Source organism: Xanthobacter nonsaccharivorans (assembly GCF_043194755.2).
GTDB lineage: Bacteria > Pseudomonadota > Alphaproteobacteria > Rhizobiales > Xanthobacteraceae > Xanthobacter > Xanthobacter autotrophicus_G.
Map to the genome: position 1 here is coordinate 5319692 of NZ_CM195526.1, position 14381 is coordinate 5334072.

Sequence of the window (14381 nt, forward strand, 5' to 3'; positions counted from 1 at the left end):
ACTTGCCGGGACGGCATACGCTCCGGCATCGTGGGTCTTAATCGTGATTCAACGCGCGGCGTGGCCGTTGCGTTCCGGCGAGGGGATTTCTTCAGGTGGTTTCAACCGCATCGGCCGGTGCGGGAGGCGCCGGTTCGTCCGCGGTCTTCAGCAGGCGCGCGGCGTGGCGGCGGAAGGACGCTGCCGCGGCCGTCCGGGCGGAGGGCGCTGCATCCGCATCGCCCATGCGCCGGGCGAGCTCCTCCAGCAGGAAGGCATCCAGCAGGGCGCGGCCCGCCGGCCCGGCCCGGTCGAGATAAGCCGAAAGCAGGGCCCGTTCCGCCCGGCTGCGGAATTCCCGCAGCAGCTCCCGCCGCAGCTCCGGCGCCTGCCGCGCCGCGGCCCCCGTCTCGCCCGCGGCGGTGCGGGCCAGCGTCGCGTCGAGGGAGGCGAGGAGGCTCGCCATGTCCCGCCAGGGGCTTTCCTTCGCGCCTGCGCCCGTTGGCGCGCCGTCTCGCCCGCCCTGCGCGCCCACGATCACCGCCTCGTTGCCCGCCACCAGCACATGGTCGAGGCCGAACCGGCCGTGAATGCGGATGACGGGCGCCTCGTCCGCGAAGATCGGGCCGAGCCGCTCCAGCAGCGCCGGGCGCAGGCTGGCGGAGGCGTCCGGCCCCTCCCGGTCCACGGGCAGGAGAAGGGGCAGGAGAAGGGGAAGGGCGTCGCAGGCGGCCGCGATGGCGTGCGCCGCCTCTTCCCGCCAGAGCGACCGTTGCGCCGCGTCGGCGAAACCGGGCGCGAAGGCGGGGTCCGCGCTCGGGCCCGAGAGGAGGGTGTGGAGTTCGCCGAGCCGCCGGCCCACGCTGCGCAGCAGCGGCAGCAGGCCGGCCACCTCCTCGTCGAAGCGCTGGCGGGCGCCATCGCTGAGGCTGGTGGCGGCATCGAGGGCGCGGGCGAGCTGCGCTGCGAGCCAGTCGGCGCCGTTGCCCTGGTTGCGCACGAAGGCATGGACCAGGATCACCGGCGCGTGCCGTCCCTGCGCATCCGCGCGGGTGATGGCGCCGAGGAGCGCCGGCGCGTGAGGGAAGTTCATGCGGGTGAGATGGCGTGCCATCTCCTCCTCGCCGGTGCGATCGAAGTCCACGTGGCGAAACAGCTTCACGGCGATGCGGTCGGTCAGCACGATGCTGCCCGCCGGCTCGTCCGAGTCCTCGAGGCGGGTCTCGGCCAGGCGCTCCACCTCGATCGCGGCGAGGGCGTTCATGGGCGCGAAATGGAGGGCGCCGCCATCCGGCAGCGGCACCGGCTCCTTCTGCTTCAGCGCCCGCACCACCGCATGGGGCAGGCCGCCGAGGGCCGCGGCATCGGTGAGATAGCCCACGCGCCGGCCTTGCCGCACCCGGGTGAGGGCGAGCTGCTCGGCGATGGCGGGGGGATGCTCGTCTTCCCAGGTGATGCAGAGGGGCATGAGGTAGCGGTCCATGCGGCCGGCGCTCCGGGCCTCGATCTCCACCAGCACCACCTCGCGCTGGGTGCCCGGGAGCCGCATGGTGAAGCCGAGGTGCGCGGCGAGATGTCCGTCGCCGCCCGCGAACCAGCGCCGGCGGGCGAGGTAGTGCGGCAGCGCCTCCCGCTCGATCACCGGGCGGTGGCGATCGGAAAGGGCGTCCATGAGCCCGTCGCGCACCACCAGGGTGGCGAATTCCGGCAGCGCCTCCGGCTCCGGTGCGCGCCAGGCGGGCTCCGGCGCCGTGGCCGACAGGTGGAAGGCGTAGAAGCCGTAGGGCGGCAGGGTCAGCACGAGGGGGCCGCGCGCCAGCGCCGGCAGGCTGGTGCCGCTGACGAGGTCCACCGGAACGCGGCGCTCGAACTCGGGCAGGTCCAGCTCCACGCCTTCCAGCGTGTGGGCGAGATTGGCGACGCACAGCACCGCCTCGCCCGCGTGCTCGCGCAGATAGGCGAGGACCTTGCGGTTGCGTGGGAAGACGAGGCGGAAGCTGCCCTGCCCGAAGGCGGCGTGCTCCTTGCGCATCGCCAGGAACCGGCGCGTCCAGTTGAGCAGGGAATGGGCGTCGCGCTGCTGCGCCTCCACGTTCACCGCGGTGAAGCCGTAGAGCGGGTCCTGGATCGCCGGCAGCACCAGCCGCTCGGGATCGGCGCGGGAGAAGCCGCCGTTGCGGTCCGGCGACCATTGCATGGGCGTGCGCACGCCGTCGCGGTCGCCGAGGTGGATGTTGTCGCCCATGCCGATCTCGTCGCCGTAATAGATCACCGGCGTGCCGGGCATGGTGAGGAGGATGGAGTTCATCAGCTCCACCCGCCGCCGGTCGCGTTCCAGCAGGGGGGCGAGGCGGCGGCGGATGCCGAGGTTGATGCGCGCCCTCCGGTCCGCCGCATAGACGTTCCACAGATAGTCGCGTTCGGCGTCGGTCACCGTCTCCAGCGTCAGCTCGTCGTGGTTGCGCAGGAAGATGGCCCATTGGCAGGTCGCGGGGATCTCCGGCGTCTGGCGCAGGATGTCGGTGATGGGGAAGCGGTCTTCCTTGGCGATGGCCATGTACATGCGCGGCATGAGCGGGAAGTGGAACGCCATGTGGCATTCGTCCGCCGCGCCGAAATACTGCTGGGTGTCCTCCGGCCAGAGGTTGGCCTCGGCGAGCAGCATGCGGCCGCTGTAGTGCGCGTCGAGATGGGCGCGGATCTGGCGCAGGATCTCGTGGGTCTCGGGCAGGTTGGCGCAGTCGGTGCCTTCGCGCTCCACGAGGTAGGGCACGGCGTCGAGCCGGAGGCCGTCCACCCCCATGTCGAGCCAGAAGCGCATGATGGAGACGACGCGCTCCAGCACCTGCGGATTGTCGAAATTGAGGTCCGGCTGGTGGGCGTAGAAGCGGTGCCAGTAATACTGGCCGGCCACCTCATCGAAGGTCCAGTTCGATTTCTCCACGTCGCAGAAGACGATGGGCACGCCGGGATAGCCCTTGTCGTCGTCGGCCCACACATAGAGGTCCCGCTCCGGCGCGCCCCTCGGCGCCCGCCGCGCGGCCTGGAACCAGGGATGCTGGTCGCTGGTGTGGTTGATGACGAGCTCGGTGATGACGCGCAGCCCGCGCGCGTGCGCCTCGGCGATGAAGCGGCGGGCGTCGTCCATGGTGCCGTAGTCCGGGGAGACGCCCTCGTAGAGCGCGATATCGTAGCCATCGTCCCGCCGCGGCGAGGGATAGAAGGGCAGCAGCCAGACGGCGGTGGCGCCGAGGTCGGCGATGTAGTCCAGCTTGGAGATGAGCCCCTTGAAGTCGCCGATGCCGTCGTCATTGGCATCGAAGAAGGACTTCACGTGGAGCTGGTAGATGATCGCATCCTTGTACCAGAGCGGATCATCGCCGGCGGTGACGGGCTCGGGCATGCGGGAAGACCCTTTCGTTGGCGCGGGCACAGGCGCGGACGGTGCGCGGCGCTGCGGGACGGGAGGGCGGGGCAGCGTCGCCGGCGCGGCGATCACGGGGAGCCTGGACCGCCGGGGCGCGGGGTATTGGGACCCATCGAAGCAACGCTGCTGGAGCGTGGCGGTTCCGACCCTCGCGGCGCGGTGACGGCGGCCCGAGGAGATGTCCGCGCATCCTGCCGGCGGATTGGGGCAGCCGGACGGCATGCGGGGGAACGCCGTCCGGCTGGCGCTCCCCGGGGATCCGAAAACGAGGATGCGCGCTCTCCTTGTCCGGTCTTTTGCGCCGCATCGCATCCCAAAAATGAAGGATGCCGGGGACCTGCGGAAAATTTTTCTGGAAGCCGGGAACACGGCGCCCACCTGCGCGTTTTACGGGTCAGGCGGGCTTCGGGAGCCTCCACGCCCGCCATCCGGTCATGTGCGTCGAAAACTGGCCTCCCCCCAAATGAGGGACGCGGCGGACGGTCATGGCCGGGCAGAAGAGAAGAACGCAGCCACGCCGCTGCCTTCCCACGGAGGATCGACCATGTTTGAAGCTACCCGCCGTCCGTTGAAGATCTGCGTCGATGGTTCCTGCATCGTGCTGCGCTCGCTCGACGACGCCATCGGCTTCGTGCGGTCGCACCCGGTCCGCGAGCATGCCGAAATGCTGCTGGACCAGATGGAGGCTGCCCGCCTGCCCGATCTGCAGCGCCGCGCCTGGGTCGCCTTCGAGACCTTCGCGGACGTCATGAAGCTCGTCCCCGAGACCAGCCGCCGCCTCATGTGACCGCCGCCCGGCGCGGCGTTCGCCTCCTTTCAAGATCAGCTTCGATCCGCGCCCTCGCCGCCTGCGTTCCGCAGGCGGCGAGGGCGCTGCGCGTTCGGCCTCCTGTCCATCGCCGGGGTGTCGCTCCCATGCGTTCCGTCAGGGGCGGGGTGGCCCCCTTTGCATTTGGCTTATGTTGCAGTGCGGCATAAACTTCGGGGCGAATCCCGGTCCTTGCGTGGCGCCCCGCGCCCGTGCCGGCTCCGACGCCTTAAGCCCCGAAGGCCGCCATGTCCGCACAGCCCGCCGCCGAGTCATTCGTGACCGGCCATCATCAGGAATCCGCCTCCCGTCCGCCCGCGACCGGCAACCCGCGCATGCCGCTCCTTGCCCTTGGCGCAGCCGCCTTCGGCATCGGCACCACGGAATTCGTCATCATGGGGCTTCTGCCCCAGGTGGCGGCGGACCTGAGGGTGAGCATTCCCCAGGCCGGCCTGCTCGTCACCGGCTATGCGCTCTCGGTGACGTTCGGCTCGCCCTTCCTCGCGATCGCCACCGCCCGCATGGACCGGCGCCGCGCGCTCCTGCTGCTCATGGGCGTGTTCATCCTGGGCAACCTCCTGTGCGCGCTCGCCCCCTCCTACTGGCTGCTGATGGGCGCGCGGGTGCTCACCGCGCTCTGCCATGGCGCCTTCTTCGGCCTCGGCGCGGTGGTGGCGGCCTCCATCGTGCTGCCGGGGCGCAAGGCGCAGGCCATCTCCATGATGTTCGCCGGGCTGACGCTCGCCAACGTGCTCGGGGTGCCGGCCGGCACGGCGCTGGGCGAGGCGATGGGCTGGCGCAGCACCTTCTTCGTGGTGGTGGTCATCGGCTTCGCCGCCGCGGCGGCCCTCGCCGCCTTCCTGCCCCGCCGGCTGCCCATCCCGGCGGTGAGCCTCGCCCAGGAGGCCCGCTCGCTCGGCAGCCGGCAGGTGATCCTCGCCATGCTCATCTCGATCCTGTCTTCGGCGAGCCTGTTCGGCGTGTTCACCTACATCGCGCCGCTGCTGACGCAGGTGACGGGCCTCACCACCCACGGGGTGACGCTGATGCTCCTGCTGTTCGGCGTGGGGCTCACCTGCGGCAATTTCCTCGGCGGGCGGCTCGCGGACTGGCGGCTGATGCCCTCCGTGATCGGCGTCATCGCCTTCATTATCCCGCTGCTGTTGCTGTTCACCTTCGCCAGCCGGGCGGTGGTGCCGGCGGCGGTCACCCTGTTCGTGTGGGGCGTGGCCGCCTTCACCCTCATCGCGCCGCTGCAGATGCGGGTGGTGAACGAGGCCGCGAAGGCGCCGAGCCTTGCCTCCACCCTGAACCAGGGGGCGTTCAACTTCGGCAACGCCATCGGCGCCTGGGCGGGCGGTCTCGCCCTCACCTTCGGTGTGCCCTACGGCGATCTTCCGCTCATGGGGGCGGCGATCGCGGTGGCCGCCCTCGTCCTCGCCGTCCTCTCCCATCTCATGGATGTGAGGGTGCGACGCGCGGCACCGGAGGCACGCCCCGCGCCCGCGCTCGGTCCATCGTGATCGCCGTCAGAGCCCGCCCCGGCCAGATGGCGCGGCGATCTGGCCGGACAATACGTTCCCATTCCTCCATGTGGAGGGCGTGTCCCCATCATGTGGCGCCGCACAACGGTTCCACATGACCAGGCCGCGCTCTAGAATCGCTCCGGCACGCGGTGGCGGGCATAGTCCGCCTCCACATAGTCGGGGTCCTTCTGGCGCTTGGGCAGCTTGATCTTTTCCCGCGGCACCTCCTCATAGGGGATGCGCGAGAGCAGATGGGAGATGATGTTGAGCCGCGCCCGCTTCTTGTCGTCGGAAAAGGCGACGAACCAGGGCGCCCACATGGTGTCGGTGGCCTCGAACATCTCGTCCCGGGCGCGGGAATAATCGTACCAGCGCGAATAGGATTCGAGGTCCATGGGCGAGAGCTTCCAGATCTTGCGCGGATCGTCGATACGGCTCTCCATGCGGCGGGTCTGCTCCTCCTCGGAAACCTCCAGCCAGTACTTCAGCAGGATCACGCCCGATTCGACGATGGCCTGCTCCACGTAGGGCACGCCCGCGAGGAACTTCTTCGCTTGCTCCTCGGGGCAGAAGCCCATCACGCGCTCGACGCCGGCGCGGTTGTACCAGGAGCGGTCGAAGATGATGATCTCGCCCGCCGCCGGCAGGTGCGGCACGTAGCGCTGGATGAACATCTGCGACTTCTCGCGCTCCGTGGGAGGCGGCAGGGCCACCACCCGGAAGATGCGCGGGCTCACCCGCTCCAGGATGGCCTTGATGACCCCACCCTTCCCGGCGCCGTCGCGGCCCTCGAAGATGATGCAGATCTTCGCGCCCGTGTGCTTGGCCCAGAGCTGAAGCTTCACCAGCTCGGCATGGAGATGCTTGAGCTCCCCCTCATAGGCCTTGCGCTTCAGCGGCTGGGGCTTGCCGATGTCCTTGTCCTCGGCGGTCTTGTTTTCAGTTTCGGCGTTCTTCTGGGCGCCCTTGTGCCTGTTCTTGTGTCCCATGGCGTTTCCCTCCTTCTCATGCCCGACCGCGCGAGGCTGGCGCGGGATCAGGCCCAGCTCAGGAAGAAGCCCACGTCGCCGGGCATGCCGTTCGGCCAGTCGATGATCATGGCCTTGAGCTTGTAGTGGCCGGCGCGCAGGTGGTCGCGCCACAGCTCGAAGGCTTGCCGCGGGCGGCCTGTCAGGGTGTCCGGCCAGCCGTCCTCGGCATTGTTGATGGCGCGGCCCTTGTCCGTGCACAAAGCGTTGGGGAAGCGCATCACCATGATCTCGGTCTCGCCCCGCTGGGCGGCGAGGCGCATCTTGGTCTGCAGGTTGGTGGCGATCTCGCGCAGCCGCTCGGGCGTGAGGTCCACCGGCTGGCTCAGGGTCTTCACCATCTCGTCGCGCGCCTTGTCGGCGCGGTCCATGGCCGAAATCTCCTTGGAGAGCTTGGCCTGCTCGATCTCCTGCATATAGGAGCGCAGATCATCCGCGCTCATGAAGCTTTCGTCCCCCAGCTTGGCGTGAGCGTCGGTTTCTGTTGCCGGCATGGCCATCTCCCTTTTCCCCTGATTCCCGAGGACGTGGCGTCCAGTCTCGACGGGTGCAGCACGGTGTCCTTGTTCGATATCAACACCTTTGCACGGGGAAGCGAAAGCGGGACGACGCGTTTGTGATCCGCGGAGGTAACAAGGACTGGCATGCACGGAAAGACCGGCGCGGCAGGGCCGGCGCCGGTCTTCAGAAGGACTGCGGATAAAGGAAGATCAGAGCGCCGCGAAGACCTCGGCGGGAATGCGGAAAAAGCCGCGGCCATTGGAGAAGGTGCGGTAATAGGGCGTGGCGTTCAGGTAGAGCTTCTCGTACCAGGCCTTGGGGCTGACGCCCTCGGGCAGGCGATCGATGGTGAAGATGTCGCCGTTGGGGCTGAAGCGGACGTGGACGATCACGTCGTCGACCTTCTGGGCCGGGGCTTCTTCGATCGGCAGCTCAACGCGCTTGGCAAGGGCACTCATCACATCGTCTCCTCTGGAAGAGATCATGAAAATCGCGCTGAGGAATCTGCGGGTGCGGCTCCGCTCCCCGAAAACACAAGGGAACGCGCACCTTTCGGCCTGATGCCGAGCCCCCGCACGCCGCTGTGGCGAAACCCCCTCGCCGGCAGGACGCGCCCGCAGGCCCCGTCAACGAAACGACGGTAGGAACGGAGGGAAGCCCATTCCTTGATCACGATCAAAGAATGGGCGGCGGCGCCGGAGGCGGCCTGCGGCAGGCCGTCGCAGGAGGTCGCGCGAGGCCTTGAGGCCTAAGGGATTCTACGGAGGTTCGCGGTATGCCCGCCCATGCTGCGGCGGGCATGGCCGCAGGCGCCCGGCCCCCATCGCTTGGGGGCCGCTCGGCGGATGAAGGGAAACCGTGTCAAGGCGAGCCCCGTCCGCAGGGCGCGGCGGGTGCGCGACGCGCCTCCCTCCCGGCTGCGTCAGGAAGGGATCATCCCCGCGCGCCAGCGGCTGCACGAGGCTGCCTCAGCTCCCGACACGGGTGCTGGCACGCAAATCTCGATGAGCAGAAAGGAGATTGGAGCGGGCGATGGGAATCGAACCCACGACATACAGCTTGGGAAAATCCAGCAGGCCGTTGATCTGACTTTCCGAGGTTCCTCGCCGCTTCCCGAAAGGGAAGACAATGGCGAAGACTTCCAAGTGTCCTCATCGGCCTGATCGCAACTCACGCGAAACAGTCGATCTTGCTCTATATGACGGTACCCGATGCCTCGGCAAGATTGGCGGCCGTAAGTCGGATGGCTTCATAGCAGGATCTCCCAAGGGCAAGCGGCTCGGCTCCTTTCCCTCCCTGCGTGAGGCCGCTGACCACCTCTCGGCGCATGCCGCGGCAGGTGGGCGATGAGCGCCGCGCCGGCCCTCGGCGGCGTCGCCGCATCATTCGTGCACCGAATCGATGCGGCCTCGTCGCGCGACGCGCTGGATGCCGTCATGCGGGACCTTTATGCCAGCTTCGGCCGGCTTTCCGGCGACGAGGTGGAGGCGCTGCAGGAGCGGATCAACGCCCGCCGTGGGGCGCCCCGTGCGCCGAAAGCCCCGCGTCCGCCACGCGTGCTCGGGCGGTTCGCGCCCCGGCGTCGGCAGTGCTCTCCTGACAGGGCACGCTCTCGGGCGCGCCGGCGCACCCTTGCAGGCGACCTGCCTAGCTCGGTACGCGAGTTGTTCACAGAGGCTGAGCGTGCCGCCTTGGTGGTGATCGCCGGGGAGGTGAAGCACCATGGCGTGTGTGACCTGACCATCGATCATCTGGCAGCCCTGGCGGGATGCTCGCGCACCACCGTGCAGAACGCGGTGCGCGAGGCACGGAGGCTCGGCTTGGTGCGTGTTACATTCCGCCCTCGGACTGGTCAGAAGAACCTATCGAACCTGATCGATATCGTCTCTCCCGAGTGGCGGACGTGGATCAAGCGCGGTCCTGCTGCGCACAAGCCGACAGGGTTCAAAACGTTTTCTGCAGACAGAAATGTGAACCCCACGAAGAACGTACAGGCAGAAGAAGTCCTTCAAGAAAGAGGGCTGAAGCCTGACTGGCGCGTCGACACCCAGCGACCGGCGCGAGCGGAGGGCGCAGCCGCCGCGGCTGGGCGGCCCCGAGGTGCGTACACCGCCCTCTAACACCTCCGCCTCGCCGTTGGTCCCTCAGCCCCGCGCTACGCCTCGAGCTGCGGTCCGCCCTGGCATGCCACCCCCGGGGTGGTCGCCGACTTGCCGCCGTGGCCTGGGGACCGGTGGGGGTCCATCGCGCGTGATGGGGGCCATATGGTGTTTTTTGTTGATAGATCAATGAGCTAAGCGTTGTGTCAGAGGCGTGACCGAGCCGGACGCGGGGCGCTCAGGTGTCCGAAGATGTCCGAAGCAGGGGGATAGTGACGGCGGGCGCGTGGGCGCATCAAATAGAGGATGAAGAACCCCTTCGCTCGCATCGCTTCCTTCCTGGCGCCTCAGCGCAAGTCGCTGGCGGCGCCTGACGCCGAGCTGCTGGCGCTCTTCGGTGCGTCGGCGCCCACGGCGGCGGGTGTGAGCGTCGGGCCGACGAGCGCGCTCACGGTGCCGGCGGTGGCCTGCGCAGTCCGGGCCATCTCCGAGGCGGTGGCGACCCTCGACGTGAAGGTGATGCGCCGCGACGGAGCGGCCGTATCGGAGGCGCCGGACCATCCCGTTGCGGGCCTCCTGCGCGACCGCGTGAACGATTGGACCAGCGGCTTCGAGTTCCTGCGGGACCTGGTGGCGCAGGCGTTGCTCTACGATGCCGGCGGGCTCGCCTGGGTGAACCGGGTGGATGGGCGGCCGGTGGAGATCATCCGCTACGATCCGGGGTTCATTTCCGCCGACCGGGATGGGCTGGGCACTGGTGCCTACACCTATCGCCTCGGCACCCGGGAGCTGGCCCCGGCAGACGTGATCCACCTGCGCAGCCCCTTCGGCCGCTCGCCGGTGTCGCTGGCGCGGGAGAGCATCGGCCTTGCCCTCACGCTTGACGCCCATGCTGGGCGGCTCTTCGGCAACGGGGCGCGTCCGAGCGGCCTCCTGTCCCTGAAGAACAAGGCCACGCCCGACACGATCAAGCGGATCCGCGAGGCGTGGCAGCTCGCCCACGGAGGCAACAAATCCGGCGGCACCGCAATCGTCGATGACGACGCCTCTTACGCACCGCTCACCATGACATCGGTGGACGGCCAGTTCATGGAGCTGACCGGCTTCCAGATCCTCCAGATCGCCCGCGCCTTCCGCGTGCCGCCGCAGATGCTCTTCGATCTGGCGCGCGCCACCTGGTCCAACAGTGAACAGATGGGCCGCGAGTTCCTGACGTACACGCTGGAGCCGTGGCTGCGCGCCCTTGAAGGCGCGCTCCGGCTCGCGTTGTTCAGCTCCGACGAGTACCCCACGCACCGGGTGCATTTCGAGCGCGACGACCTCACCCGGGCCGACCTCGGCGAGCGCGCCACGGCCTACAGCTCGCTCATCTCGGCCCGCGTCCTCAACCCCAATGAGGCCCGCGCCTGGGAAGGCCTGCCGCCCTATGACGGCGGCGACACCTTCGCGAACCCCAACACCGGCAGCAGCCAGCCCGGCGCCGCGGCGCCGCAGCCGAACGAGGGCGCCTGATGGAACGGCTCTTCCTCGAGACGAAGATCGTTGCGGATGATGGCGGCGCCATCGAGGGCCTCGCCTGGCCCTTCGGTACGCCCGACCGCGTGGGCGACGTGATCGAGAAGGGCGCCTTCGCCGGCATGCGCACGCCGCTGCCCATGCTCTTTGGTCACGACCCCAGCGACCCCGTGGGCGTGTGGACCGAGGCGGCGGAGGCGGCGGACGGCCTTCGCCTCAAAGGGCGGCTCCTGGTGGAGGAAGTCGCCCGTGCCCGCGAGGTGCGCGCCTTGGTGAAGTCCGGCGCGGCTGGAGGCCTCTCCATCGGCTTCGTCACGAAGAAGGCCGAACCGCGCAAGGGCGGAGGCCGGACCATCAAGGCGCTCGAGTTGGTCGAGTGCTCCATCGTCTCCATCCCCATGCATCCCGGCGCCCGGGTGACCAGCGCCAAATCCGCCGCGGCGGCGCTTGCCATCGCCGGGGCTCTCCATCGCGCCGCTTCGGCGATCAGGAAGAGGTGAACCATGCTTCAGGACACTGCGGCGCCGCTGGGCGTCATCGAGCGCAAGGGCGAGGAAGACGATTCCGTCGCCGTCGTCACGGCGGCCCTCGACACCTTCAAGGGCGAGGTGATCGGCCGCATCGAGAAGCTGGAGGCCGGCGGCAAGCCCGACAAGCAGGAGCCTGAAACCAAGGGCCTCGACAAGCTCGGCGAACGCCTGGACAAGATCGAGGCGAAGCTGAACCGCCCGGCCGGCACCGAGCGCAAGGGCGACGAGCCCACGCTCGAGCGCAAGGCCTTCGGCACCTATCTGCGCCTGGGCGCTGCTGCGCCGGCTGACGAGCTGAAGACCCTCGTCGTATCGAGCGATCCGCAGGGCGGCTATCTGGCGCCCACCGAGCTGAGCGCGGAATTCATCCGTGACCTCACCGAGTATTCGCCCATCCGCACCCTCGCCAGCGTGCGCACCACGGGCTCGCCCTCGGTGACCTATCCCAAGCGCACCGGCATCACCAACGCCAAGTGGAAGGGCGAGCTCCAGACCTCCGAGGCGTCCGAGCCCGGCTTCGGCCAGCTCGAAATCCCGATCCGCGAGGTGAACACCTTCGTCGACATCTCGAACCAGCTGCTCGCCGACAGCGCCGGCATGGCGGAATCCGAGGTGCGCCTCGCTCTCGCCGAGGACTTCGGTCAGAAGGAGGGTGCCGCCTTCGTGGAAGGCAACGGTGTGCTGGAGCCCACGGGCCTGCTCACGGATCCCAGCCTTGCCTACACGGCGAACGGCCATGCCACCGCGCTGGGCAGCGATGCGCTGATCACGCTCATGTATGCCTTGCCGGCGGCCTACCGCCAGCGCGGCACCTGGCTGATGAACGGCAGCACCCTCACCACCATCCGCAAGCTCAAGGATGGGCAGGGGAACTACCTGTGGCAACCCGCCTATGCCGCCGACACGCCGGAGACGATCCTCGGCCGCCCGGTGGTGGAGGCGGTGGACATGCCGGACGTGGCAGCCGACGCCTTCCCCATCGTGTTCGGGGACTTCGCCACCGGCTATCGCATCGTGGACCGCGTGGCCCTGTCCATCCTCGTGAACCCGTACATCCGGGCCACGGATGGCGTGACGCGCATCCACGCGACCCGCCGCGTCGGCGCGGGCGTGGTGCAGCCGAAGGCGCTGCGCAAGCTCAAGATGGCAGTGAGCTGAGGAGAGACGGCCGTGCGTGATCCAAAGACCGGCTTCGCAGTGGTGCAGGCGCTCGCGCCGGCCGTCTATTATTCCGGCGCCTCCCTGTCTCCTGGCAGCTACTATGTGAATAGTGAAACCAGGTGGGACAATAAAATTGATCAGTCCACCGGGGAGGATCTGTACGGGATTGTCACCCCCGGTCCCGAATTGGATCTGTATGGGTTCAGTAGCGCCTCTGTGATCGTGGATGTCGGGGCAAGCTTCCCTCCGCCCGCAGATCCTCAAGTCTATAAGTCGAGCGAGTTCGGGTTCGGAATTCGCCTTCAATATGAAGAGTTTTCCCCTGGATCAGGGATCTGGGCGGATTGCTACGACTTAAGAATTCCATTCCCTTTCCTGAGGGCTTGGAAAGGGTTCAGGTTTCTGGGTCCAAATGCAACGTATCAATTCAACATTGTGGTGACGCGGCGAAAGTACCGGCTCGTCACCATGGTGAAAACTCCCTTTTACGTCGCGGCCGGCGCCGTCCTGCTGAAGGGGCACCCGACACAGCGCCCGGCCGTCTAGCCGGCGACAAGACTTGGAGAGCAATCGACATGCGTGATCTTGGCAGCAACATCTCACCAGTGCAGCTTGTCGCTCCCGCGGTCCAGGCCGCGACCGTCGCCGGCGGCGCCGTCGATCTTCTGGGCTTCGACAGTGCCGTGATGGTGGTGAACACCGGCGCCATTGCCGGAGCCGGAAACTTCACCGCGAAGGTGCAGGAGAGCGACACCACGACGTCCGGCGATTTCGCGGACGTGGGGACGGCGGACCTGCGTGGGGCCTTCCCGGCGAGCCTTGCCGAGAACACGGTTACCCGGGTGGGGTACATCGGACGCAAGCGCTACGTGCGCCTGGTGATCACCAAGAACAGCGGCACCTCCATCGCGGCTGGGGCGGTCCTCATCCGGGGCACGGCAGCGGGGCGGCCGGTCTCCTGATCGAGGCGCCTCCTTGATGCGGGCCAGTAGCGGCCGGCCCAATAGCGGAAAGCCAGCCTCCCCGGCGCCCACCGGCCTGCCGGAGCAAAGAGGGGTCAAGGCAGGCAAGGTCGCGAGCACCGGTGCCCCCTTCGCGCGCCAAGGGCTCACCGGGAGGGGTCTCGTGTTGAGGCCCCTCCCATCATTCCGGAGTCGAGACATGCCCGTTCGTGCCCCTCGGATCTGCGGTTGCGGCCTGCGCGTCGCCTCTGGCGAGCGCTGCCCTTGTGAGCGGCGGCGCAAGGCGGAGGCCGACGCGCGGCGGCCCACGGCACGGGAGCGCGGATACGATTCCAAATGGGATACGGAGCGGGCGGCCTATCTGAAAACGCACCCCAGGTGTCAGCGCTGTCCTGCGCCGGCGACGGTGGTGGATCACGTGGTGCCGCACAAGGGCGACATGAAGCTCTTCTGGTCGCGCTCCAACTGGCAGCCGCTCTGCCGCATTTGCCACGACCGCTGGAAGCAGTCTCAGGAGAGGAGGGCCACGCCGTGACCGACACCCTGTCCATCGTCTCCCTCGCCGAGATGAGAGCCCACGTGCGCCTGACGAGCGACGAAACGGACTACGACGACGACCTGACCTCGATGCTCGAGGCGGCGCGCGGCTATGTGGAAGGCTGGTGCGGTCCTCTCGATGATTTCGCGGATAGCATTCCGCCGGCGATCACGCACGCGATGAAGATGTACGCCGCCCACCTCTTCGAGAACCGCGAGGCGGCACAGTCCGAAGGCCGCGTCAGTGAGGTGCCCATGGGGTTCTTTGACCTCATCGACCCGCACCGGCTGCGCGCGTTTTGAGGAGC

15 protein-coding genes are annotated in these 14381 nt (G+C 68.3%); 10 read left to right on the forward strand and 5 right to left on the reverse strand.

Going from position 1 to position 14381, the window contains the following annotated elements; genetic code table 11:
- Positions 1-91: 91 nt before the first annotated feature.
- Positions 92-3382 carry a maltose alpha-D-glucosyltransferase gene (gene treS / locus V5F59_RS24310; protein WP_393978968.1) on the reverse strand — a complete coding sequence of 1097 codons (3291 nt, stop codon included), beginning with the start codon at positions 3380-3382 and terminating at the stop codon, positions 92-94.
- Positions 3383-3950: 568 nt separating this feature from the next.
- Between treS and V5F59_RS24315 the strand changes: the two genes are divergently transcribed.
- Positions 3951-4193, forward strand: coding sequence for a hypothetical protein (locus tag V5F59_RS24315; protein ID WP_393978970.1), 243 nt, complete (start codon positions 3951-3953; stop codon positions 4191-4193).
- Positions 4194-4549: 356 nt separating this feature from the next.
- A complete protein-coding gene (locus V5F59_RS24320; protein ID WP_393979751.1) occupies positions 4550-5737 on the forward strand; it encodes an MFS transporter in 1188 nt (395 codons plus the stop codon).
- 131 nt (positions 5738-5868) lie between these two features.
- On the opposite strand, the gene ppk2 is transcribed toward V5F59_RS24320, so the two are convergent.
- The 4 genes from ppk2 to V5F59_RS24340 form a co-directional block, all read right to left on the reverse strand.
- Positions 5869-6729: a polyphosphate kinase 2 gene (gene ppk2 / locus V5F59_RS24325; RefSeq protein WP_393978972.1), complete on the reverse strand. Its 861-nt coding sequence runs from the start codon at positions 6727-6729 to the stop codon at positions 5869-5871.
- Positions 6730-6776: 47 nt separating this feature from the next.
- Positions 6777-7262: a hypothetical protein gene (locus V5F59_RS24330; protein WP_393978974.1), complete on the reverse strand. Its 486-nt coding sequence runs from the start codon at positions 7260-7262 to the stop codon at positions 6777-6779.
- A gap of 216 nt (positions 7263-7478) precedes the next feature.
- On the reverse strand, positions 7479-7727 hold the full coding sequence (locus V5F59_RS24335; RefSeq protein ID WP_393978976.1) for a hypothetical protein: 249 nt from the start codon (positions 7725-7727) through the stop codon (positions 7479-7481).
- Positions 7728-8237: 510 nt separating this feature from the next.
- On the reverse strand, positions 8238-8414 hold the full coding sequence (locus V5F59_RS24340) for a hypothetical protein (protein ID WP_393978978.1): 177 nt from the start codon (positions 8412-8414) through the stop codon (positions 8238-8240).
- A gap of 201 nt (positions 8415-8615) precedes the next feature.
- Between V5F59_RS24340 and V5F59_RS24345 the strand changes: the two genes are divergently transcribed.
- The 8 genes from V5F59_RS24345 (at position 8616) to V5F59_RS24380 (ending at position 14376) form a co-directional block, all read left to right on the forward strand.
- Complete coding sequence (locus V5F59_RS24345; RefSeq protein WP_393978980.1) at positions 8616-9389, forward strand: helix-turn-helix domain-containing protein; 774 nt, start codon at positions 8616-8618, stop codon at positions 9387-9389.
- A gap of 285 nt (positions 9390-9674) precedes the next feature.
- Positions 9675-10880 (forward strand): phage portal protein, encoded by a 1206-nt coding sequence (locus tag V5F59_RS24350; protein WP_393978982.1) that lies wholly within the window; start codon positions 9675-9677, stop codon positions 10878-10880.
- Complete coding sequence (locus V5F59_RS24355; protein ID WP_393978984.1) at positions 10880-11383, forward strand: HK97 family phage prohead protease; 504 nt, start codon at positions 10880-10882, stop codon at positions 11381-11383. Before V5F59_RS24350 ends, V5F59_RS24355 begins: the two co-directional genes overlap by 1 nt.
- A 3-nt stretch (positions 11384-11386) precedes the next feature.
- Entirely contained in the window at positions 11387-12571 is a 1185-nt protein-coding gene (locus tag V5F59_RS24360; RefSeq protein ID WP_393978986.1) for a phage major capsid protein, read from the forward strand.
- Between the two features lie 12 nt (positions 12572-12583).
- On the forward strand, positions 12584-13120 hold the full coding sequence (locus tag V5F59_RS24365) for a hypothetical protein (RefSeq protein ID WP_393978988.1): 537 nt from the start codon (positions 12584-12586) through the stop codon (positions 13118-13120).
- 29 nt (positions 13121-13149) lie between these two features.
- Complete coding sequence (locus V5F59_RS24370) at positions 13150-13536, forward strand: hypothetical protein (protein WP_393978990.1); 387 nt, start codon at positions 13150-13152, stop codon at positions 13534-13536.
- 199 nt (positions 13537-13735) lie between these two features.
- Positions 13736-14071 carry an HNH endonuclease signature motif containing protein gene (locus V5F59_RS24375; protein WP_393978992.1) on the forward strand — a complete coding sequence of 112 codons (336 nt, stop codon included), beginning with the start codon at positions 13736-13738 and terminating at the stop codon, positions 14069-14071.
- On the forward strand, positions 14068-14376 hold the full coding sequence (locus V5F59_RS24380) for a head-tail connector protein (RefSeq protein WP_393978994.1): 309 nt from the start codon (positions 14068-14070) through the stop codon (positions 14374-14376). The genes V5F59_RS24375 and V5F59_RS24380 overlap by 4 nt, the downstream gene beginning before the upstream one ends.
- Positions 14377-14381 lie beyond the last annotated feature (5 nt).

Coding starts and splice junctions, on each gene's coding strand:
- V5F59_RS24345 (WP_393978980.1), top strand. CDS start 8,616: ATGAGCGCCGCGCCGGCCCTCGGCGGCGTCGCCGCATCATTCGTGCAC.
- V5F59_RS24350 (WP_393978982.1), top strand. CDS start 9,675: ATGAAGAACCCCTTCGCTCGCATCGCTTCCTTCCTGGCGCCTCAGCGC.
- treS (WP_393978968.1), bottom strand. CDS start 3,382: ATGCCCGAGCCCGTCACCGCCGGCGATGATCCGCTCTGGTACAAGGAT.
- V5F59_RS24320 (WP_393979751.1), top strand. CDS start 4,550: ATGCCGCTCCTTGCCCTTGGCGCAGCCGCCTTCGGCATCGGCACCACG.
- V5F59_RS24335 (WP_393978976.1), bottom strand. CDS start 7,727: ATGAGTGCCCTTGCCAAGCGCGTTGAGCTGCCGATCGAAGAAGCCCCG.
- V5F59_RS24315 (WP_393978970.1), top strand. CDS start 3,951: ATGTTTGAAGCTACCCGCCGTCCGTTGAAGATCTGCGTCGATGGTTCC.
- V5F59_RS24330 (WP_393978974.1), bottom strand. CDS start 7,262: ATGCCGGCAACAGAAACCGACGCTCACGCCAAGCTGGGGGACGAAAGC.
- V5F59_RS24355 (WP_393978984.1), top strand. CDS start 10,880: ATGGAACGGCTCTTCCTCGAGACGAAGATCGTTGCGGATGATGGCGGC.
- V5F59_RS24375 (WP_393978992.1), top strand. CDS start 13,736: ATGCCCGTTCGTGCCCCTCGGATCTGCGGTTGCGGCCTGCGCGTCGCC.
- V5F59_RS24360 (WP_393978986.1), top strand. CDS start 11,387: ATGCTTCAGGACACTGCGGCGCCGCTGGGCGTCATCGAGCGCAAGGGC.
- ppk2 (WP_393978972.1), bottom strand. CDS start 6,729: ATGGGACACAAGAACAGGCACAAGGGCGCCCAGAAGAACGCCGAAACT.
- V5F59_RS24370 (WP_393978990.1), top strand. CDS start 13,150: ATGCGTGATCTTGGCAGCAACATCTCACCAGTGCAGCTTGTCGCTCCC.